The sequence below is a fragment of the Fluviicola chungangensis genome (genome assembly GCF_007558725.1).
Lineage (GTDB): Bacteria > Bacteroidota > Bacteroidia > Flavobacteriales_D > Crocinitomicaceae > Fluviicola > Fluviicola chungangensis.
The window spans coordinates 160056-182647 of the sequence record NZ_VLPL01000001.1 but is presented as its reverse complement, the minus strand read 5'-3'; the positions used below and the strand labels follow the sequence as shown (position 1 = coordinate 182647).

Annotated in this window: 21 protein-coding genes; 16 read left to right on the top strand and 5 right to left on the bottom strand. The window is 42.3% G+C overall.

The window, feature by feature from the left end; translation table 11 throughout:
• Positions 1 to 5 precede the first annotated feature (5 nt).
• From FO442_RS00865 to trxB, 11 genes are all read left to right on the top strand, one after another.
• Positions 6 to 1487 carry an LptF/LptG family permease gene (locus tag FO442_RS00865; RefSeq protein WP_144331245.1) on the top strand — a complete coding sequence of 494 codons (1482 nt, stop codon included), beginning with the start codon at positions 6 to 8 and terminating at the stop codon, positions 1485 to 1487.
• A complete protein-coding gene (locus tag FO442_RS00860) occupies positions 1484 to 2650 on the top strand; it encodes a glycosyltransferase (RefSeq protein WP_144331244.1) in 1167 nt (388 codons plus the stop codon). Before FO442_RS00865 ends, FO442_RS00860 begins: the two co-directional genes overlap by 4 nt.
• Positions 2640 to 3824 carry a glycosyltransferase gene (locus FO442_RS00855; protein ID WP_144331243.1) on the top strand — a complete coding sequence of 395 codons (1185 nt, stop codon included), beginning with the start codon at positions 2640 to 2642 and terminating at the stop codon, positions 3822 to 3824. Before FO442_RS00860 ends, FO442_RS00855 begins: the two co-directional genes overlap by 11 nt.
• A complete protein-coding gene (locus tag FO442_RS00850) occupies positions 3770 to 4237 on the top strand; it encodes a DUF6265 family protein (RefSeq protein ID WP_144331242.1) in 468 nt (155 codons plus the stop codon). Before FO442_RS00855 ends, FO442_RS00850 begins: the two co-directional genes overlap by 55 nt.
• Before the next feature lie 52 nt (positions 4238 to 4289).
• Entirely contained in the window at positions 4290 to 5504 is a 1215-nt protein-coding gene (locus tag FO442_RS00845; RefSeq protein WP_144331241.1) for a bifunctional 3,4-dihydroxy-2-butanone-4-phosphate synthase/GTP cyclohydrolase II, read from the top strand.
• A complete protein-coding gene (locus tag FO442_RS00840; protein ID WP_144331240.1) occupies positions 5504 to 6154 on the top strand; it encodes an ABC transporter ATP-binding protein in 651 nt (216 codons plus the stop codon). The genes FO442_RS00845 and FO442_RS00840 overlap by 1 nt, the downstream gene beginning before the upstream one ends.
• Positions 6151 to 6915 carry a TIGR02757 family protein gene (locus tag FO442_RS00835; protein WP_144331239.1) on the top strand — a complete coding sequence of 255 codons (765 nt, stop codon included), beginning with the start codon at positions 6151 to 6153 and terminating at the stop codon, positions 6913 to 6915. Before FO442_RS00840 ends, FO442_RS00835 begins: the two co-directional genes overlap by 4 nt.
• Before the next feature lie 129 nt (positions 6916 to 7044).
• Positions 7045 to 9096 carry a BatA domain-containing protein gene (locus FO442_RS00830; protein ID WP_144331238.1) on the top strand — a complete coding sequence of 684 codons (2052 nt, stop codon included), beginning with the start codon at positions 7045 to 7047 and terminating at the stop codon, positions 9094 to 9096.
• A 4-nt stretch (positions 9097 to 9100) separates the two neighbouring features.
• Entirely contained in the window at positions 9101 to 10375 is a 1275-nt protein-coding gene (locus tag FO442_RS00825; protein WP_144331237.1) for a dihydroorotase, read from the top strand.
• Positions 10368 to 10925, top strand: coding sequence for a class I SAM-dependent methyltransferase (locus FO442_RS00820; RefSeq protein ID WP_144331236.1), 558 nt, complete (start codon positions 10368 to 10370; stop codon positions 10923 to 10925). The genes FO442_RS00825 and FO442_RS00820 overlap by 8 nt, the downstream gene beginning before the upstream one ends.
• Before the next feature lie 168 nt (positions 10926 to 11093).
• Positions 11094 to 12041 (top strand): thioredoxin-disulfide reductase, encoded by a 948-nt coding sequence (gene trxB, locus FO442_RS00815; RefSeq protein WP_144331235.1) that lies wholly within the window; start codon positions 11094 to 11096, stop codon positions 12039 to 12041.
• Positions 12042 to 12310: 269 nt separating this feature from the next.
• Here the strand turns inward: trxB and FO442_RS00810 are convergent, their stop codons facing one another.
• The 3 genes from FO442_RS00810 to FO442_RS00800 form a co-directional block, all read right to left on the bottom strand.
• Positions 12311 to 13399, bottom strand: a complete 1089-nt coding sequence (locus tag FO442_RS00810) for a head GIN domain-containing protein (RefSeq protein WP_144331234.1) — start codon at positions 13397 to 13399, stop codon at positions 12311 to 12313.
• The gene (locus FO442_RS00805) at positions 13386 to 13892 is read right to left on the bottom strand and encodes an RNA polymerase sigma factor (RefSeq protein WP_186279809.1); all 507 of its coding nucleotides are present in this window, start codon (positions 13890 to 13892) and stop codon (positions 13386 to 13388) included. Before FO442_RS00805 ends, FO442_RS00810 begins: the two co-directional genes overlap by 14 nt.
• A 621-nt stretch (positions 13893 to 14513) precedes the next feature.
• Entirely contained in the window at positions 14514 to 15167 is a 654-nt protein-coding gene (locus tag FO442_RS00800; protein WP_144331232.1) for a hypothetical protein, read from the bottom strand.
• 102 nt (positions 15168 to 15269) lie between these two features.
• On the opposite strand from FO442_RS00800, the gene FO442_RS00795 reads away from it, so the two are divergent.
• Positions 15270 to 16052, top strand: coding sequence for a DnaJ domain-containing protein (locus tag FO442_RS00795; protein WP_144331231.1), 783 nt, complete (start codon positions 15270 to 15272; stop codon positions 16050 to 16052).
• Positions 16053 to 16120: 68 nt separating this feature from the next.
• On the opposite strand, the gene FO442_RS00790 is transcribed toward FO442_RS00795, so the two are convergent.
• Complete coding sequence (locus FO442_RS00790; RefSeq protein ID WP_144331230.1) at positions 16121 to 16765, bottom strand: protein-L-isoaspartate(D-aspartate) O-methyltransferase; 645 nt, start codon at positions 16763 to 16765, stop codon at positions 16121 to 16123.
• Positions 16766 to 16864: 99 nt separating this feature from the next.
• Here FO442_RS00790 and FO442_RS00785 point away from each other — a divergent pair, with 99 nt between their 5' ends.
• The 3 genes from FO442_RS00785 to FO442_RS00775 all read left to right on the top strand — a co-directional run bounded on the left by FO442_RS00785 (position 16865) and on the right by FO442_RS00775 (position 21117).
• Positions 16865 to 18508, top strand: a complete 1644-nt coding sequence (locus FO442_RS00785; protein WP_144331229.1) for an acyl-CoA carboxylase subunit beta — start codon at positions 16865 to 16867, stop codon at positions 18506 to 18508.
• A 75-nt stretch (positions 18509 to 18583) separates the two neighbouring features.
• Complete coding sequence (locus tag FO442_RS00780; RefSeq protein WP_144331228.1) at positions 18584 to 19042, top strand: GNAT family N-acetyltransferase; 459 nt, start codon at positions 18584 to 18586, stop codon at positions 19040 to 19042.
• Positions 19042 to 21117: a M13 family metallopeptidase gene (locus FO442_RS00775; protein ID WP_144331227.1), complete on the top strand. Its 2076-nt coding sequence runs from the start codon at positions 19042 to 19044 to the stop codon at positions 21115 to 21117. The genes FO442_RS00780 and FO442_RS00775 overlap by 1 nt, the downstream gene beginning before the upstream one ends.
• A gap of 163 nt (positions 21118 to 21280) precedes the next feature.
• Here FO442_RS00775 and FO442_RS18935 read toward each other — a convergent pair whose 3' ends face one another.
• On the bottom strand, positions 21281 to 21409 hold the full coding sequence (locus FO442_RS18935) for a hypothetical protein (protein ID WP_281281538.1): 129 nt from the start codon (positions 21407 to 21409) through the stop codon (positions 21281 to 21283).
• A 256-nt stretch (positions 21410 to 21665) separates the two neighbouring features.
• Between FO442_RS18935 and FO442_RS00770 the strand changes: the two genes are divergently transcribed.
• The gene (locus tag FO442_RS00770) at positions 21666 to 22583 is read left to right on the top strand and encodes an SPFH domain-containing protein (protein ID WP_144331226.1); all 918 of its coding nucleotides are present in this window, start codon (positions 21666 to 21668) and stop codon (positions 22581 to 22583) included.
• Positions 22584 to 22592: the final 9 nt, after the last annotated feature.

Below are 22592 nucleotides of genomic sequence, written 5' to 3'. Positions count from 1 at the left end.
ACACTTTGAAAAGACTCACTGTTTTTAGCATAAAATCCTTCGCCGGTCCCTTTGTCGTGACCTTCTTCATCTCGATGGTGATGCTGATTATGCAATTTACCTGGGTCTACATTGATGATTTGATGGGAAAAGGATTGAGTGTCGGTGTAATCATCGAATTGATGTTTTACGTTTCCGCCGGACTGATCCCGCTCGCTCTTCCGCTGGCTATTCTCCTCAGTTCCATCATGACCCTGGGAAACCTGGCTGAAAACAATGAGCTGACTGCCTTGAAATCTTCCGGATTATCTCTTTTCAGAATCCTGAGACCTTTAACGCAAACCGTTATCCTGATTGCAATTGCGACTTTTTTCTTTTCGAATTACGTCATCCCGGTAGCAAACCTGAAGTGGCACACTATTATTTTTGATATCCAGGAAACAAAGGTCGGCATGTTATTGACACCCGGCTCCTACTCCAAGGAAATCGATGGGTACGCCATCAAAGTGAAATCCGGGAAAAATAACACCTTTTACGGCATTACCATTCACGATTACACGAATCCGAACGTACTGAAAACGGTTAAATCCGATTCGGGTACCGTATACAAGGGAGCTGACGGAAAATACCTCTTATTCCATTTGTCGAACGGGATCGTACACGAAGAATTGCAGGCCCAGGCACCGGTTTTTACCAACCAGGGACAACCGTTCCATTCCGGCGATTTCAGGCCCAGCAGGACCACCCAGTTTAAAGCTGCAACCTACAAAATGGAATTGGTGGGATTTGACCTGAACAAATCGGACGAGGAACTCTTTAAGAACGACTACGAAATGCTCAATGTGTTCCAGATCAACGAAGCAAAAGACTCCTTGCAGCGAAAACAAAACAAAATATTGTCTGATTTCGGAAAAACGAACCTGAACAGCCGGCCATTCAATCAATCCCTGAGTTTTGCCAAATTGCCGAAAACCGGTCCGGCAAAGAAATTAAAGGAAGCTGAAGAAATCCAGCAATTACAAAGCATTCCTTCGAAGGTGATCACCTTGTCTTCGTTAACCAAACAGGAACGCATCGCTGCTGTGAATGCAGCCATTGTCAGCGCGCGAAGTATGAAAATAAGTGCCGAAGAACAAGCACAATTTGTGGATGCTTTCCGAACGAATTACGGTCAATTCCAAATCGAGTTCCATCGGAAATTTGCGCTTTCTGGGGCAATTATCGTCCTGTTCTTTGTAGGTGCACCGCTCGGAGCAATTGTACGCAAAGGTGGTTTCGGTGCTCCGGTGGTTATTGCAGCGTTATTGTTCATGGTATACTTCGTACTGTTCAGTATCGGGCAGAATCTGGCCATGTCGGGTGTGCTTTCTCCTTTTTGGGGAATGTGGCTTCCTACGGCAGTGTTAATCCCGATCGCATGTATCCTGATGGTCGCTGCGGCCAATGATCTGGGAGTTTTCGACCGGAAACTCTGGCGTTACCTGCTAACTTTTGGCAGAAGACGATGAGAATCCTCTACATTGCCCCCAAGTCTCCTGCTCCGGTTATCGACGGAGGTTGCTTCGCCATGATGGAATGTCTGAAAGGACTGAGCCAAATTGCAACAGTAGACGGAATCATTTTCGCAACACACAAGCATCCATATACCAAAGAATCCGAACGCGTCTTAAGTCAATACCTGGAGTCCCAAACGGTTGTTCCGATCAATACGGAAATCAAAGCGACCGGTGCCCTGGTGAACTTTCTTCGCCGCAAAAACTACAACCTTTCCCGCTTCAAATCGGGTAAATTATACCGTGAACTGGAAACGAAACTCCGGGAGCAATACGATTACATTGTCTGCGACAGTTTATTTGCTGCCGCTCAATTGAGCCAGTTCGATTTCACGAAATTAGCTCCCGTGATCATTCGTTCTCACAATATTGAGTCGGAGATCTGGAAGTTGCAAGCAAGCCTTGAAACAGCCGTATTGAAGCGATTCTATTTGCGAAACCTGGAAAAAACCCTGCGCCGGGAGGAAACGGAAATCCTGAATAAAGCAAGCACTGTCTGGGCTATTTCCAACGAAGATCAGGAATGGATTGCTAAACATACCCGGCAAAAAAATACCGTGCTGCTTCCGGTTTCTGTATCCTTAAGTCCTGAAATCCAGGTAGATTATTCCAATAAAGGGTTCTTTCACCTGGGCTCCATGGATTGGAAACCAAACCAGGAAGCGGTGAATTATTTGGTAAAAACCATCTGGAGCAATCCGAAAATATCCGGGTTACCTTTAAAAATTGCCGGTTCCAAAAGTGAACATTTTCGTTTTCTCGGCACCGACTCCATTGAAGTGGTCGGATGGGTAAAAGACAGCAATGCATTCATGGCCCAATCCGGAACACTGGTCACTCCTATCCTGTCCGGAAGCGGAATCCGGATCAAACTGCTGGAAGCCATGGCCCTGGGAATCCCGTGTATTACAACTAAATTGGGAGCAGCCGGGATCGACGTATCCCAATCGGGAATCCAAATTGCCGACTCAGCGGATACATTTGTCAAATTGATCCTGGAATTTCACGAAAACGACCGGTTACGACAGGAAGCCGGAAACAAATCACGCGATTATATCTCAAAAGTTCATAGTTTTGACACTTGTATTGCATTAATGAAACACACACTTGGAGTCTAAAGAACACATCCTTTTTATCGTTTCCCGTTTTCCTTATCCTTTGGAAAAAGGCGATAAATTGAGGGCTTTTTACCACCTCAAAGAACTTTCCAGGCAATTCAATGTCACGCTGATTTGCACGACAGATATTCCGGTTTCTGAGGAACACAAGCAAATCGTTAGTCAGTTTTGTACCCGGATTCACATTTTTCAACTAACGAAATGGGGATTGTTACTCCAGCTTTTTAAAGCCATGCTTGGGTCCAAACCCTTGCAGGTACATTATTTCTACCGCAAATCCATTCATCGGCGGGTGCAGGAAATCATTGCCCAATCCAAACCGGCACACATTTATTGCCAATTGATCCGCGTTTCAGAATACGTTAAGAATGAGCATCTAATCCCCAAAACACTGGATTACATGGACGCACTTTCCAAGGGAATGGAACGAAGGATCCAAACGGAACCCTGGTACAAAAAGTGGTTTTACCGACTGGAAAGCAAACGGTTAAAAGCATACGAGCGTCGCATTTTCGATTATTTCGAACACAAAACAATTATTTCGGAACAAGACAGGAAACTGATCCAGCATCCTGAAAACCAACGGATTGTGATTGTTCCCAACGGGATTGACAACTCGTTCTTCGAGACCTTACCCATCCACAAGGATTACGACCTGGTTTTCACGGGAAATTTTTCGTACGCCCCGAATATCGAAGCGGCGGTTTGCCTGGCAGAAGAGATATTACCGCGACTTCATCAAAACGGAATTCCATGCAGATTGCTTCTTTCAGGAGCGAGCCCCTCGAAACGGGTACTGGAATTGCAATCCGGGTTTGTTACCGTTACCGGCTGGGTGGATGATATCCGCGTCAGCTACCAGCGTTCCCGCATTTTTGTAGCACCACTTTTCATTGGAACAGGGCTTCAAAACAAATTATTGGAAGCCATGGCAAGTGGTCTCCCATGCATCACTACCTCGCTGTCTAACAATGCGTTGGGTGGTGTTGACGGCGAAAATATCTTATTGGCAGAAGATATCGATACCTTTGTCGAAAAAATAACACAGGGTTTAGTTATAGAAGGTAAATTTAGTTTGATCGCAACGCAAGGCAAACACTACATTGAACGACTCTATTCATGGGAAAAACAGACTTTAAAGCTATTACAACTCTTGCAAAAGCCCTTGCTCTGACTTTCTTTTTGCTTCAATCCTGTTCCGAGCGGAACAATCTTCCCGAATGGATCCAGGGAAACTGGATCACCTCCTTGAATAATGAAACCATTCATGAAAACTGGAAACCCGGTAACAAGTGCATTTCCGGGGAAAACTACATGCATTACGAAAATAAATTCCAGAAGGAATTCCTCCGGATCTTTGAAAAGAACAACCGTTTGTATTACCAGATAGTCATAGAAAAAGACACGCTTGTTTTCACCTGTAAAAACTACCGGGAAGCCGACACATTAACATTTGTAAATAACCAAAACTCCTTCCCCAAACGGATCAATTACGTCCGGCCGGTTGCCAATAAAATGTCGGTTTGGATTGAAAATGTGAAAAACGATCCGAACGGTATCTTCTTTACATTTAAAAAAGTTAAATAGTAGCTCGCTATTGCAGAATTCGAAGTAAATTTGCGGTACTTTATTAAACAGTATGTCAGGAAAGTTAAATACAATCGAAGAAGCGATTGAAGATATAAAAGCCGGGAAAGTTATTATAGTTGTTGATGACGAAGACCGCGAAAACGAAGGAGATTTTATTGCAGCAGCTGAAATGGTTACTCCTGAAATGATCAATTTCATGGCCACACACGGAAGAGGATTGATCTGTACTCCCTTAACCGAATCCAGATGTAACGAATTGGAATTAGACCTCATGGTTACAAATAACACCGTCTTACACGAAACCCAATTCACGGTTTCCGTTGACTTGATCGGTCATGGATGTACCACCGGGATTTCTGTTTTTGACCGTGCCAAGACAATCAAAGCACTGGTTTCAGAAGATACCAAACCGGAAGATTTGGGTCGTCCGGGACATATTTTCCCTCTGCGGGCAAAGAAAGGTGGTGTATTACAGCGTACCGGTCACACAGAAGCTGCTGTTGATCTGGCTCGTTTGGCAGGTTTCAAACCGGCAGGAATTTTAGTCGAGATCTTAAATGAAGACGGATCCATGTCGCGCTTGCCCGAATTATTCAAAATTGCAAAGAAGTTTGATTTAAAACTGATCTCCATCGCCGATCTGATTGCTTACCGCATGAAGCACGAATCGTTGATCTCCCGCGAAGTTGAGGTGGAAATGCCCACTGAGTACGGTGATTTCAAATTGGTTGCATTCTCTGTGAAATCCAACGGACAAGAACATTTAGCCCTGGTGAAAGGAACCTGGGAACCGAACGAACCGGTATTGGTGCGTATGCACTCTTCCTGTTTGACCGGCGATATTTTTGGTTCTTGCCGTTGCGACTGCGGACCTCAATTGCATCACTCCATGAAAATGATCGAAGCAGAAGGCAAAGGAGTAGTCGTTTACCTGAACCAGGAAGGACGCGGAATCGGGCTGTTGAACAAATTGAAAGCCTATAAATTACAGGAAGAAGGATACGATACCGTAGAGGCAAACCTGAAACTGGGGTTCAAATCCGATGAGCGCGAATACGGGATCGGAGCACAAATTTTGCACGATTTAGGCATTTCCAAGATCCGTTTGATGTCGAACAATCCGAAAAAACGCACCGGATTGATCGGTTACGGGCTGGAAATTGTGGAAAACGTTGCCATCGAAGTAGGCCGCAATTCTCACAATGAAAGCTATTTACAGACCAAGGTTACCAAAATGGGACATTCTCTAAAACTGGATAAGTAATGCTCGTTGCAAAGGGAATTCGAAAAAGGTACGGCCAGTTAGATGTTTTGAAAGGTATTGACCTGGAAATCCAATCCGGAGAAATCGTTTCGATCGTGGGTTCTTCCGGGGCCGGAAAGACGACTTTGCTTCAAATATTGGGGACTTTGGACAAACCCGATTCAGGGAGTTTAACCCTGAACGGGATCAACCCGTTTTCGCTGAATTCAAAAGGCCTCGCTGAATTCCGGAATCAGAAGATCGGATTCATTTTTCAGTTCCACCAGTTACTGCCAGAATTTACCGCTTTGGAAAATGTCCTGATGCCGGCGCTGATCGGTGGAAAAGGAATGCATGAATCCAAGGTGCGTGCAAAGCACTTACTCGACAAACTAGGACTTGGTCAACGCGAAAACCATCAGCCAGCTGCCCTTTCAGGCGGAGAACAACAACGTGTAGCCGTTGCCCGGGCATTGATGAACGAACCGGACATTATTTTTGCTGATGAACCGTCCGGAAACCTGGATTCCAAGAATGCAGCGGAATTACACCAGTTGTTTTTCGATTTGCGGGCAGAATTCGGTCAGACGTTTGTGATTGTTACACACAATAACCTGTTGGCAGAAATGGCCGACAGAACCATTGTAATGGCCGACGGATCACTGAAATGAATACTTCCTTTTCCCAAACCGAACTGAAAGACTTTCTGAATGAAAAAGTGGAGTTGTACAACCGGCCCGATTTTATTCAGTCAGATCCGATCCGGATTCCGAAACAATTTACCCGCAAGGAAGACATCGAAATCAGTGCTTTCCTGATCTCAACGCTTGCCTGGGGAAATCGCACGGCAATCATAAAAAGCGGACAACGTTTGCTTGAAATCATGAATTTTCGGCCTTACGAGTACGTTATGGATTACGAAGAGCAAAGGCATTCATTTGTCCACAGAACCTTCAATCACGATGACCTGAATGCGTTTTTTGTTTCGCTTCAACGGATTTACCGGCAGGGTGGCTTGGAAGCTGCATTTGCACCACATACCGAAATTCCGGGTATACAAGGACGTATTATTTCATTCCGGAACACCTTTACTCAGGAACCTTTTCCCGACAGAACCCAAAAACACCTTGCCAATCCGTTAAAAGGATCTTCTGCCAAACGGATCAACATGTTTTTGCGTTGGATGGTCCGCAAAGATGAATCCGGAGTGGATTTCGGGATCTGGAATTCCATCCCTATGTCCGAACTACATCTTCCGTTGGACGTACACACCGGGAATGTTGCCCGCAAACTGGGAATACTTACCCGCACACAAAACGACTGGAAAAGTGTTACTGAGATCCAGGAACAACTCGTACAGCTCGATCCGGAAGATCCGTGCAAGTATGACTTTGCACTGTTTGGACTGGGCGTTTTTGAAGGAGTGAAATAATTGCGAATTGCGCGGAGATACTCAAACTGACAATTGACAAGTGTCAAATTGCTCTAAATTGTTCAAAAATCAGGAAAAACTCTTGGAATTCACAATTCGTGATTCGCAATTCATCATTAACTTAGCGTTATGAAATGGGTTTATCCTGAATTTTTATTTGCCCTACTGGTTTTGGTCATTCCAATACTCATTCACCTGTTCCATTTTCGCAAATACAAAACGATCTATTTTTCCAGCATCGCATTTGTCAAATCGGTTGAACAGCAGCAGAAAAATCCCCGAAAAATCAAGCATCTCTTAATTTTGTTTGCCCGTATTTTGGCCTTTACCTGCCTGGTGATTGCTTTTGCCCAACCCTACTTTCCAACATCGGATACAAACAAAAAAGATATCCGGTTAATCGGTGTGTATATCGACAATTCCTTTTCCATGTCGCGCATCGGCGGACAGGGCGAGTTGCTGGCACAGGCAAAAGAATTGGCAGGTTCCATTGTAGACAAAGCTCCAAGAAATACGCAATACGTACTATTCACCAATGAATTGAGCGGAAACGAAAAACAGACTTTAACAAAGGTGAAATTCGTGGACCAGGTGGCAAAAGTCAACTACTCTCCTATTTACCGTTCACAGGAAGAAATCCTTTCTTATTGGAACCAATGGGTGGAAGATGCACAAAAAGAGGGAAACATCAAATCCAACCCGGCTTTGGTTTATATTTCTGATTTTCAAAAAAATAACGCTATTTATTCAAATAAAAAGTTTAAATATATTCCGAGTGTTTCCCCTCTTTTACTTGTTCCTCAAAACACCGGAAATCTCTACATTGATACCATTTGGTTTGAAACCCCTATCCAAAAATTAGGCTCCGCCCAAACCCTTTCGATCCGCGTTGTAAATACCGGAAAAGAAGCCATTGAATCTGCTGTAGTTAGTGTTCAGATCGGTAAATTGAAGCGCGATTTGTTTGCTGAATTGCCTTCAAACGGATCAGACACCGTACAATTGAACTACTTCAACCAGGAAGCCGGAATCGCCCAGGGAAAGATTGCTATCAACGACAAGCAAATGACCCGCGATGATGCGTTCTTTTTTAATTACGAAGTAAAGAAAAGCAGCTCTGTATTGATCATCAACGGCGAAGATGCGGTGGAAAATGTGGGGATTGTTTTTGGATTGGACGACTTTTATCAAATCAAAGAAGTTTCTACCAACCAGGCTTCCCAGGAGAACCTGGAAGCTGTTGACCTGGTCGTTTTAAACGGTTTGAACCAGATTCCAAGCAACTTGAGCACCGAACTAACAGCCTATCACCAGGAACAGGGAGCCTTGCTGCTCATTCCGGGGACCAATGTTTCACCCGGAGGATGGAATGCCCTGTTGAACAAATTGAATCTGCCAACTATCAGCGGGACACAAACCGTTGGTTTGGGCATTCAAAAGCTGAATATCAAGGACCCGTTCTTCCAGGGAATTTTTGAGGGAAAACCGGAAAACATCTCCTTGCCGGCTGTTGCAAAAGCATATCGTTTATTGAGTAACTCAAAAACGCTTTCGAGCAACCTGATCAACTACCAGAATGGAACCCCGTTCTTTGTTAAAGGAACCGGAAAGAACAATGCCTATCTGTTCTCCACTTCTTTGAAGCCCGAATTCAGTACATTTACAAGCAATCAATTATTCTCTACCCTTTTATTGCATGCCGGAAATCTGAGCCAGCGTCAAAATCCATCTTACCTGATCATTGGTTCCGACGGAAGTTACCCGATCAATGTAAATGCTTCCAGCGAAAACCCAGTTCACCTGAAATACGGACAAATCGATTATATACCGGTCATTTTTACCAAAAACAAGCGCTCTTATCTTTCCATCCAGGGGCTCGAAGCTATCCGGATTCTCGAAGCCGGGAATTACAGTATTTCGCAGGACGGAAAGCAAAGCGGAATTCTTTCAACCAATTACAACCGGCTTGAGTCACAGACATCCGAATCTACGGGGGATGAAATCAAAAAATCTTTTGAACAAGCGGGAATCCATGTAAATACTCTATCCGATGGCTCCCATTGGAACAGTGCTTCTCTCCTCGAAATCGGTGAGAATTATGATACCTGGGTTTGGTTTGTTTTCTTTGCAGGAATATTCGTCCTGTGCGAAATGGCTTTACTAATTTTCTACAAGAAATAAAGATATGAAATTACTTATCCGGCAAGTAACGGTTATAGACAAAAGCTCCAAATGGCATGGAAAGAAAGTCGACATGTATCTTGAAGATGGCAAGGTACACGAAATTTCGGCTCATATAGAACGTTCCTGTGAATTGGAAATCCGGGAAGACAACCTGCACGTTTCAAAAGGATGGGTCGACCTGAAAGCCCATTTTGCGGACCCGGGCGAAGAACATAAATCGACTATTCAAAGCGGATTGGATGCCGCTGCTTATGGTGGATTTACACACGTAGCGGTTTTGCCATCTACTTCGCCTGTTCTGGACAACAAAACAAGCGTGGAATATGTCTTAAGAAGAAGCGAAAATGCAGTAACTTCTTTACACCCAATGGGCTGCATTACCAAAAAGAACCAAGGCGAAGCATTGGCAGAAATGTACGACATGTTCCAGTCCGGTGTGCGCATGTTCTCGGACGATTTGGTTCCGGTAAACGGAGGAATCATGTACCGCGCCCTGCTCTACTCTAAGAATTTTGACGGAATCGTGGTGGGGTTTGCACACGACAAATCCATTTCCGGAGGTGGCATGGTCAACGAAGGGGAAGCTTCCACCAAAACCGGTTTAAAAGCGGATCCTGCGATCAGTGAGATCATTCAACTGGAACGCAACCTGCGTTTATTGGAATATACAGGAGGAAACCTTCACGCAACCGGGATCTCTACAGCGGAATCCGTGGATTTAATTCGCAAAGCAAAAGCAAAAGGATTGAGTGTTACTGCAGATGTACATGCACACCATTTGATTTACAATGAAACAGCTGTATTGGATTTCGATGTGAATTTCAAATTAATGCCTCCACTGCGCCCGGAGTCAGACCGACAAGCACTTTGGGCGGGATTGAAAGACGGAACCATTGACTGCATTGTTTCCGATCACCGACCAAATGACACGGAAGAAACCGATTTGGAATTCGATCACGCAAATTTCGGGAACAGTACCATTCAAACCCTTTTTGGTGAATTGGGAGCTTGTCCTGATTTTGATTTGGAATTGGTGGTGAGCGGACTTACCGAAAAATCCAGGTCATTATTGTCACTAGATACCCTGGCAATCGAAGACCAGCCAGTAGCGGATTTGTCCTTATTTATTCCGGGAAAACCATGGGTATTCACCAAAGAAGATTTAGTTATTGCGTGCAGCAATACACCAGCATTGGATAAACAATTGAACGGATTTGTTTATGGAATTATCAATAATGGTAAATTCGCACTGAAAGAAACAAGAGAACATGTCTGATAAGCGTTCATTTATACGTAATTTCTGGAAAGAACGTAAAATGGTTGGAGCAATGGCTCCAAGCTCCAAATATTTAGCAAAAAAAATGTTGCAGAAAATTGATTTCTCAACAGCTAAAGTGATTGTGGAATTGGGTCCGGGAACAGGTGTTTTCACACGAAAAATCCTACAAAAATTAAGTCCTGATGGCATTTTATTGGTTTTCGAACTCAATGACAGCTTTATAAAACAGTTAAAGAAGGAATTCAAAGATCCGCGGGTCATTTTGATTCACGATTCCGCTGAAAAGATCGGTGAATACCTGGAGAAAAACGGGTATTCCCAGGCAGATGCTGTTGTTTCATCACTTCCGCTTGCCAATTTCCCCAGCGACCTGAAGAACCGGATACTGAAAGAAAGTCACCGGGTGATGCATTCGAATTCCCTGTATGTTCAATTTCAGTATTCCCTCAATGCGAAAAAAAACATCAAACAGTTTTTCAAACACATGGAAATTGCATTTACTCCTGCAAACTTCCCTCCTGCTTTTATCTATTATTGCAAAAAATAAACTTGGATTCCTATTAAAATCTACTTCTGTTTATACACACACTATTAAAAGCAAGAAAACCCTAATTTTATAGTCTCAAAACTAAAAAACGAATAAAAATCTGCCGCGGCAGATGATAAATAATCCACAGGAGTGGATTGACCATAAATTAAATAGTATAATAAACACATGAGCGCTGAAAAAATAAAATGCCTGATCATCGGGTCCGGTCCTGCCGGATACACTGCTGCAATTTACGCTGCGAGAGCGGAAATGAAACCTGTTATGTACCAGGGAATGCAACCGGGAGGACAGTTAACTACAACCAACGAGGTTGAGAACTTTCCCGGATATCCCGACGGTATTTCAGGACCTGAAATGATGGTGCAATTAGAAGCTCAGGCAAAACGTTTTGAAACGGATGTGCGCTTTGGCTTTATTACAAAAGTCGATTTTACCGGACCTATCCACAAATGCTGGACCGAAGACGGACATGAAATCCACGCAGAAACAGTCATTATCTCCACCGGAGCAGCTGCGAAATACCTGGGACTTCCTTCCGAACAACATTACCTTTCAATCGGTGGCGGGGTTTCTGCCTGTGCTGTTTGTGACGGATTCTTTTACCGCGGACAGGAAACCGTTATTGTCGGTGCCGGAGATTCCGCATGCGAGGAAGCGCATTACCTTTCTAAATTGTGCAAAAAAGTAACGATGCTGGTCCGTACAGATAAATTCCGTGCTTCCAAAATCATGGCAGACCGGGTACGCAACACCCCAAACATTGAAATTCTTCACAATACGGAAACAGTTGAAGTGTTGGGTGACGGAAACGGAGTAACCGGAGTAAAAGTGAAGAACAATGTTACGGGAGAAGAAAAAGAAATTCCGGCAACAGGTTTCTTCGTAGCAATCGGGCACAAACCAAATACCGATGTTTTCAAAGATTACATCAACCTGGATGAAACCGGGTACATCAAATACGAAAAGCCGGGAACATCCTTAACCAACGTTCCGGGAGTATTTGTTGCGGGAGATGCTGCAGACAAAACATACCGCCAGGCAATTACCGCTGCGGGAACCGGTTGTATGGCCGCTTTGGATGCAGAACGTTACCTGGCAAGTTTAGAACATTAATCCATTTACTGTCATTTCGAGTGCTCCGCTTGCCGTTCTTGATACATCCGACATTCCCGTCGGGATACTTGAACTGACATTCGCGGAATGTATCGAGAACTGACAGCAAAAGTTCAAAATATCAAAAGCCCCCGACTCTCCAGCGGGGGCTTTTTTCGTCAGCCGTTGCCGACTACTTTACTCTACTTAGGTTATAAACTAACTTTGCCTTGTTACAGCTTCTTTTGTTTCGAAAGGGAAACCTTCCCTTATTCATTTTAATTTCACTTTCACTTCTTTTTAACGGTCGCACTCCCACTTGTTTCTATATCAATGGAAACATTACCGGAGGCTCCTTCCACTTGATAGTAGGTCACGCTTGCACCGGATCCGTCTGCCTTAAGATTTTCAGAAACCGAAATTTCTAAATGTCCGGCACCACTATTGTCTATTTTTGCTTTTTTTACCGATAAATCCCCCAATTGTGCTTGTGCGGCCCCTGAAATATCCAAATCAACTGATTCACATGTTCCGGCAATTTCAACATTGCTTGCACCCGAAAAATCCCCCTTTAATTTTGATACTTTCAAATTTAAACTCGCATTGCTTGCGCCTGCCATATCCAATGATAATTGATCCAATCCCAATTGATGCGGACTCATTAAGCTTGTTGCTCCGCTCATGTGCAATTCATCCAAATCCTTTACACATACCCGAATCACTACTTTTTCCTTTCGATCTTTCTTTTCCGGTGTGTTTTTCAGGTAAAGCGTTCCATTCTGAATTTCCACCTGAACAAGGTCTTTAGCGGTTTCAGGTTCAATTAAAATACTGCATGCCTTCCCCTGGGATAACTCTACGTAAAGCGCACCTGAAATATGGACTTTCGTAAATGATTCCGTTACTTCAGGCCTTCTGTAAGTTGGAATTCCCCCTTTCTCATTGAATTTCGATAAACTTAAAGGAACAAGAGTTCCCATATCTTCAGGTAAATCGGGGGTTTCGGCAGTTGATTCTCTGGCTGGTTCGTCCAATATGGGAGACTCCTGATCCACAGGTACTTCTCTTTTTTTCTCTTTCAATTCCCTGGCAGGGACGGTATAAGAAACCACTTCTTTCTTTTCCGGTTTTTCCGGCATTTTGTCGGGTTTGCTGAAAATCATTACGACTCCCAAAGAAGCCCCACCCGTTACAGTTAACAACGTTGTCCACATAATCAAAGGTTTTTTAATAAGTATTAATTTCAATGTCGCTAAGATTCCAATTGTTGCACCGGCAGCTACGGCAGCATCAATCCATTGATCCACCTCGGAAATAGAAGTTTGAGCCGATTCATTTCGAATCTCATCAAACAAACCGGAAAGTCTATCTTCTGTCATAACTCAAATTATTTAATGCTACTTCTTTTTTCCCGGTCATCAATTCAACCAATTTTTTCCTGCTTCTGACCAATCGCTGTTTCACGGCATCTTCCGAAGACTGCTGTAGTTCAGCAATCTCTTTGATCGAAAATCCGGAGATCTCGAACAGGATAATACTTTCTTTTTGTAAATCCGGTAATTGAGAAATCGCTTCATACAAAGAGTTAATCTCCAAAAGTCTTTCCGTTCGATCACTTTCTAGGGAATAATTGTAGACCTGTGAATGATCGGAGAAACGCTCCGTACTGATCTTGCGGTTTTCATTTGCCAGCAAACGGATGGCAATTCCAAAGAGGAAATGTAAAAAAGCCTCTTCTTTTTTCAGGGAATCGAAACGTTCATACGCGACCACTAACGCATCATGCATCAAATCCTTGAAATTGAAATTCCCATACGCTCTTGCCTTACAAAACTTTTCGAACCTTACATGTATCGGTTCATAAAGCTCCATAAAACGTTTTTTCTTCGTGGCCGCCATCTTGCTAAATTGGTCTCTTGATAAAGTTAGTGTAACGAGTAGCGGAAAAGTGACGCGGGAGTGAAAATTATTTTAAACGGAGTGTAAAATGGTGTGAGCAAGTTAGTAAAATCACTTGATTTAAAAGTATAAACCATTTACTTTCAAGTCATTAAATCAACCTGTTAACCTTTTAGTAAATTTGCTAACAGGCTTAGTATGTTGTTGGTCATCAAAAATCAATACCGTTTGTGAACGAATTAACTAAAAGGTTTACAAGCCACATATCTTAACAGGCTGTGAATAAACCTTAGTATACCTGAAACCAATTAATTAAATGGTTTACAAGTAGCTCGGCTATCGATGAACAAAACTGGATAAACGTGAAAACCAATTAACTAAAAGGTTAATAAGTAACAATCGACGAACAAACCCGGATATAATCTGAAACCAATTAACTAAATGGTTTACAAGTAGCTCGGCTATCGATGAACAAAACTGGATAAACGTGAAAACCAATTAACTAAAAGGTTAATAAGTAACAATCGACGAACAAATCCGGATATAATCTGAAACCAATTAACTAAATGGTTTACAAACTCTCGTCATTTAAATTTAATCGATCAACTCATTTTCAATCATATCCCGTACCCCGCCTTCATGTTTCATAATGCCCTTTTTGAAATGGATAAAATAGAACAAGTACAGAATTGAAAGAAGTAACAGATAAATTGAGTGTGCTATAAGTTCAAAATCCTTTAAACGGGTGGCCAGCGAGGCAAGTTCTGGACTGTTCGAATAATACTGAACGCTTGTAAATAATACCGAACACAGTATTACGGAAAGTTCGAATATCCAAATCAATACAATCACCCGATCTGATTCTTTAGCCGAATCTCCCAAATACATGAATAAACTTTGATTCAGCTTTCTCCAGATAATGTAGTACAGAAAATAACTGACAAAGGGAAAGAAAGCCAATAACACGATTAAAAAATGAAACGATTTTCCTAAATCATTTTTCTTAACGAAACGGTTGGCAAACACTAAAAAAAGAATCAAAGCAATCAAACTGATCCAGTTCAATATCGTGTGAACTTTTATTTCCGATTTCACAAAAAAAGAGCTGAAACTCATTGATTCGGAAATGATCAATTTATCTACCAGGGAGTAGTTATACCCGTTCCAGATCAACTCCAGGATATTCACACAAATAAAAAGTCCATAAAGAACTAAATTCAGGTAGGTGATCCATTTCAGGTTTTTCATATACTTCTGTCAAAACACAAAAGTAAAACTTCCAGCCTATTTCATTTACCAATATTTGTTACTTTGGAAGTTTATCGGATTAAAATAAATAGAACTGTTCCTATGACGCTTTTTTTTCCACTCTCTTTTGAACCAGTTGCCGAACTTCCGGATTGGCTGGTCATTCTCTTATTCGGAATCCCGTTTGTCGGTGGAATAACATTATATGTTTACAAAACACGTCACGCCCGCTCCTGGCGCAAGGGAATTTTTCCTCAAAGCCTGAAACCTACGGAAGACAATTACCTCGAAGCTTATTTGGCTTTGGGAGCAAAACTGATGCTGATCAATTACCAGGAATCGAAGGAGAAAATCCAGTTCATCAACCAGTATTTTAACCGGTATTTTCCAAAAGCAACTTACAATTTCGGTGACTCGCTCCTCTTTTCACTGAAATACCCGATCCGCACGGAAACGATCACCGATTGGATGAAAATGCACCTGAAAGACGAAGGATCACGTTCACAGATCATTTATTTCCTAACCGGATTAGCTTTGATTAACGGAAAAATGAACTCTTCGGAATTAAACTTCCTGAAACAGATCAATGCTGATTTAGACTTAAATCCAGATAATCTCGCGAAGATCATTGCCATTTATGCCGCTTACAGCGAACATCGAAAAGAAAAGGAAACAAAAAAATCCGGATCTGTATCCAAAAAGTACGCGCATGAAATTTTGGGAGTTTCAAAGAATGCAACACAAGATGAGATTAAAAAAGCATATAGACAACTCGTGAAGCTTCATCACCCGGATAAATTTGCCACAGGAACCGAATCCCAACAAAAAATGGCTGCCGAGAAGTTTGTGGAAATCCAAAATGCGTATGAAAGCCTGATCCTTTGAATTATCAATTAGCAATGATTTAATTATCAAGAATGAGCTTGATCAATTGATATTAATAATTGATAATTTTATCTCACGGTTTTCTCCAGCATCGGTACAAAACTAAAGTTCCCGAATACTTCCTCTTTATATTCCGAATCTGAAATCTTTGTAATCCGGTGCATTTCCTGGGAATCCAAATCTCCCACAGGAATCACCATCATCCCTCCTACTTTCAATTGCTGAACGAGTTTTTCGGGGATAAACGGTGCGCCACAGGTCACCAAAATCTTATCAAACGGTGCAAAGGTTTCCTTCCCTTCATACCCGTCGCCAAAAAATAATTTGGGTGTAAATCGGAAATGATCGATGATCTTTTTTGCCTTAATATGCAATTCCTTCTGGCGCTCAATGGAAAAGACCTTCATACCCATCGAACAGAGGATACATGTCTGAAAACCTGAACCGGTTCCGATCTCAAGCACCTTATCACCTTTTTTCAATTCCAGGATCGATGTTTGAAAAGCAACCGTATATGGATGGGAAATGGTTTGTCCGGCCCCAATCTGAAAAGCGACATTGGAATAGGCCTGTTGCTCAAAGACCAGGTCCAGGAAGAAATGTCTCGGAATTGCATCAAATGCAGTCAGCACACGTTCATCTGTAATTCCTTTTTGACGCAATTGATCAATCAACTGCTTTCTCATTCCCTTGTGCTTGTAAGTATCTTGCATCTGACAAAAGTAATTTAGAAATCGGTCATTCTTTCGCTTTGTGCGAGAAAGTTTCTACAGTGAATTGTGTATATTTGGAACGCTAATAAACGAAAAAACATGGCAATTGATTCAAAAGAATTGGAATTCAATAAGAACGATGATGAAATGAGGCTGAAGATTTCCCGCATGGAGTCCGAACTGGCTTCCATCCTGAAAGGTGGCGGAGAAAAACGGATCGCAGCACTTCATGAAAAAGGAAAAATGACGGCCCGTGAGCGAATAGACATGCTGCTCGACGCGAATACCCCACGCTTCGAAGTAGGTGCTTTTGCCGGAATGGGAATGTATAAAGAACATGGAGGCTGCCCTTCTGCCGGAGTAGTAGTGGTTATTGGAAAAGTTTCCGGAAAACAATGCATCGTTGTAGCTAATGATGCCACGGTAAAAGCCGGAGCATGGTTCCCGATTACAGGAAAGAAAAACTTGCGTGCACAGGAAATTGCCATGGAGAATAAACTTCCGATCATTTATTTGGTCGATTCTGCAGGAGTTTACCTCCCGATGCAGGATGAGATTTTTCCCGATAAGGAACATTTCGGACGTATTTTCAGAAACAATGCCGTGATGAGCTCTATGGGAATTACTCAAATTGCTGCCGTTATGGGAAGCTGCGTAGCTGGTGGGGCTTATTTACCGATTATGTCGGATGAATCTCTGATCGTTGACAAAACAGGAACGATTTTCCTTGCGGGATCCTACCTGGTGAAAGCTGCAATCGGTGAAAACATTGATAATGAAACACTCGGAGGTGCAACAACTCACACTGAAATCTCGGGTGTTTGTGATTATAAAGTGGCAAACGACAAGGAGTGCCTGATGACTATCCGCAAAATGATGAGCCAGATCGGAGCTTCCGAATCCGCAGGATTTGATCGCATCGAATCTGTTGCACCGAAAGAAGAAGCAAAAAAGGTATATGGAATTCTACCTTCCGAAAGAGCAAAACCTTACAATGTTCACGAAATCCTGGATTGTATTTTTGACGAAGGAAGTCTGACAGAATATAAAAGCGATTACGGAAAAACCATTGTCTGTGCGTATGCACGCCTGGACGGCTGGAGTGTCGGTATCGTAGCCAATCAGCGCGAATTGTCCAAAAATGCCAAGGGCGAAATGCAATTCGGCGGTGTGATTTACAATGATTCTGCCGACAAAGCTGCGCGATTCATTATGAATTGCAATCAAAAAAACATTCCTTTGATTTTCTTCCAGGACGTTTCGGGATTCATGGTTGGATCCAAATCAGAACACGCCGGGATCATTAAAGACGGAGCAAAAATGGTAAATGCCATGGCAAATTCCGTTGTCCCGAAATTCACAGTTGTAATCGGAAATTCATACGGAGCCGGAAATTATGCCATGTGTGGAAAAGCTTACGATCCGCGTTTGATCGTAGGTTGGCCCACTGCTGAAGTTGCGGTAATGAGCGGTGCTTCGGCTGCAAAAACATTGCTTCAGATCGAAGTTGCTTCGCTAAAAGCTCGTGGAGAAGAAATTACCCCGGATAGAGAATCGGAACTTTACAATACGATCAAGGCGCGTTATGACGAACAAATTTCACCATATTATGCGGCTTCGCGTTTGTGGCTGGATGCTATTATTGATCCTGCAAAAACAAGAGAATTCCTGTCCGTTGGAATTGAAATGGCCAGCCATAAAAAAGCTGAAAAACCGTATAACGTTGGAGTAATCCAGACGTAATTATAAATTATCAATGAAAAAATTATCAAGTACATACTTGATAACTTATAATTACCCAATTAATAATTAAATAGTATGCATTTAGACTGGCAATTCAAACCGTACAGCGAACTAACACTGAATGAGTTTCACGACATTATTGCGCTGAGACTGAAAGCTTTTGTAGTTGAACAAAACTGCATGTACCTGGATCTGGACGGAAAGGATAAGAAAGCGTATCATTTGCTTTTGCGTGACGGTAAAGGCGATGTAATTGCTACGGCGCGAATTTTACACCCGGGAATTTCTTATCCGGAAGTAGCAATCGGACGTGTTGTTCTCACCAATGACTGCCGGGGAAATGGTGTCGGATACGAAATGATGGAAAAATGTATTCAATTCGCTCACGAAGAGTTCGGAAAAGTTCCTATTCGTATTTCTGCTCAGAAACATTTGGAAAAATTCTATACTAAATGCGGATTCGAATCTACCGGGAAAGAATACTTTGAAGACGAAATCCCGCATGTTGAAATGCTTTTAAACCCTGAAAAATAATGGTTAATAAAATACTACCTCTGGCAGTTATTGCAACTTCTTTAGTTGCCTGCCAACCTAAAAATTTACTGCCACCACCTCCTCAGGATGCTGTTGGTGTAACTCCTGAAAGTTCTGATAAACCAACAAGTATTGATGTGTCTTACATGGACCTTTCCATCAAGCCGCAGGACGATTTCTTTCAATTCGCAAACGGAACATGGTGTAAGAACAACCCGGTACCAAATACTGAATCACGCTGGGGAAGTTTCAACGAGCTCGATAAACGAAACAAGGCAACGCTGAAAACCATCCTTCAAACTGCCGCCGGGTCCAAAACGAAATCCTCCGGAAGCCAGGACCAATTGTTGGGAGACTATTATACTTCCTTTACAGATATGACTGTCCGTAACACAGTTGGAGCAAAACCATTAACTGATCGTTTAGATCAGATCGCAGAGATCAAATCAAAAGACGAATTGGTTGGTTTAATCGCGCGGCAACACCAACTGGGAATTGAATCTGTTTTCAGTTTTGGGATCGGTCAGGATTTGAAAGATGTCAACAAAAATGTAGCTTATTGGGGACAAGGCGGAATCGGTCTCCCGAATCGCGATTACTATTTCCAGGAAAACAAACAAGCCATTCGCGATGCGTACATCCTGCACATTCAAAAATCATTTCAAATGTTGGGTGATTCTGAGGATGATGCAAAAAAGAAAGCGAGTGATGTTTTCAATTTCGAGAAAGAATTAGCCGGGGCCATGATGACTCCTGCTGAATCTCGCTTACCTGAAAAGACCTATAATAAGTTATCGTTGGACCAGGTTGTAAAAGCCATGCCAAAATTAGACTTCGAAGTTTACCTGAGTAAAATCGGGTGCGAACACTTTGATTCACTGATTGTTGGACAGCCCGATTTCATGAAACAAATTAATTTCATGATGGAGAAAACTTCCTTCCAGTCATGGAATAATTACCTGTCCTGGTGCACAATAAATGCTTATGCAGGAAAACTGGACGAGAAATGGGTGAAACACAACTTCGATTTCTACAGCGGTGTTTTAAGTGGTACAAGTACCATGAAACCGATTGATGAGCGCTGTATCGAAGAGATTACGGGTTCCACTTTAGCTGAATTGCTAGGAAAGGCATTTGTCGATAAAAACTTCTCAGTAAATGCAAAGAACCGCGTAAACACGATGGTAGACAATTTGCTTGCAAGTTTCAGAATGCGGATCCAAAGCCTGGACTGGATGTCCGATAATACCAAAAAAGAGGCGTTGGCAAAACTGAATGCAATCGGAAGAAAATTAGGTTTTCCGGATGAGTGGAAAAGCTACAGAGGATTGGTGATCAGTCCGGTTGATTATGTTGCAAATATTGATAATTGCCGCAGTTTTGCTTTTAAGGAGAATTTAGAGAAACTGCATAAACCGGTCAACCGCAAAGAATGGGAAATGCCAGCACATTTAGTGAACGCATATTACCACCCGCTTTTAAACGAGATTGCTTTCCCTGCCGGAATCATGCAACCTCCTTTCTTTGATGAAAATGCAGAAGATGCTGTAAACTACGGAAGAATCGGAATGGTAATCGGACATGAATTCACACATGGCTTTGATGACAACGGTTCCAAATTCGCTGCAGACGGGAGTTACAACGACTGGTGGCAGGATACGGACAAGCAAAAGTTTGTTTCCAAAACAGAAATTCTGGGTAAAACATTCAGTTCGTTCTGCCCTGTTTCGGACAACTGTGTGAATCCGGAATTGACTATGGGTGAAAACATTGCAGATTTGGGAGGTTTAACCATGGCTTATTATGCATATACAATGACAGATGATTTCAAGAAAAACGTAATAATTGACGGATATACTCCGGCTCAGCGTTTCTTCATCGCTTATGCCCAGTTGTGGAAGATCAATTACACGGATGCGGAATTAAAAAAACGCATTGCAACAGACCCGCATTCACCGGGAATGTACCGGGTAAACGGGCCGCTGATGAACTGTCCGGAATTCTTCGCTGCATTCAATGTGAAACCTGGAGACAAAATGAGAAACTCGGATGAGAAGGTCGCTAAGATCTGGTAATCCGCAAATAAAATAATTGGAAAGCATCGTCAGTTTGGCGGTGCTTTTTTGTTTACCACGAGGCTCACAAAGCGCACGAGGTTATTTTTAATAATGTATCATGCACTTTTCTTCGTGCTCTTTGTGGTAAAAGAAAAAGGTCCGTTTAAGGACCCTTCTTTTATTAGTTTAAATTTAAAAGCACTTTTTTGCGCTTTAATTTCTTTACTTCCAATGATTTGCTGTAGTTCAGAATCTGACTGATAACAGCTGCGGATGGATTCGCAATCTCAGTGACTTCCTGTGTTTGCATGTTCGTCAAGTATTTATTTACCATAGGCTTAATAAAGTGCGTTTTTCCTTCTAACGCATTTCTTTTCAGTTTATTTTGTAACGGTGAAAAACTTTTTCTGAAAAATTTGAAACAGTTGATGAATCTGTTCACAGTGTCAATCTGAATCGGATCAAAAGCACGTTAGTAAACTTACTAACAGCATTTCTCACTTTTATTTCTCCCTTTTCAATTTTCACTTTTCAATTATAAGTATGTTTGCTTCAAATCACTTTTTATGGTAGAAATTAAATACATTCTAATCGGAGTTGCTGTACTCCTCCTTATTTTCAGTTTTGTAACTGTACAACAAGGAACTATTGCTGTTGTAACCATGTTCGGGAAATACCGCAGAATCATGAAACCCGGACTAAATATCCGGATCCCGTTCTTTGAACGCCTAAACAATCGGGTTTCCATTCAGAACCGCGCCATTGAAATGGAATTCCAGGCCATTACACAGGACCAGGCAAACGTCTATTTCAAAGCCATGTTGGTTTACTCTGTTTTAAATGCAGAAGAAGAAACCATCAAAAATGTAGCTTTTAAATTCGTGGACCAACGAAGCTTTATCCAGGCATTGATCCGTACCATCGAAGGTTCCGTTCGCGGATTTGTTGCCACCAAGAAACAAGCCGAAATTCTGCTGCTACGTGGTGAAATTGTTGCGGACGTGAAAGAAAGTTTGGACCATACCCTTGAAACCTGGGGATTCCACTTGATTGACCTTCAGTTGAACGACATTACGTTCGATGCGGAAATCACGACTTCCATGGCAAAAGTAGTAGCTTCCAACAACCTGAAAGCTGCTGCAGAAAACGAAGGTCAGGCATTGTTGATCACCAAAACAAAAGCTGCAGAAGCCGAAGGAAATGCAATTAAAATTGCTGCACAGGCAGAAAAAGAAGCTGCTCAGCTGAAAGGACAAGGTATCGCCTTATTCCGCGAGGAAGTGGCACAAGGTATGACCGAAGCTGCTGAGAAAATGAAAGCTGCCGATCTGGATACTTCCCTGATCTTGTTCTCCATGTGGACAGAGGCTGTAAAAGAATTCGCTGAAAAAGGAAAAGGAAATGTCATCTTCCTGGACGGTTCTGTTGATGGAATGGAAAAAACCGTGAAACAAATGATGGGAAATGATTTGTTGAAAAAATGATAAAAAAGT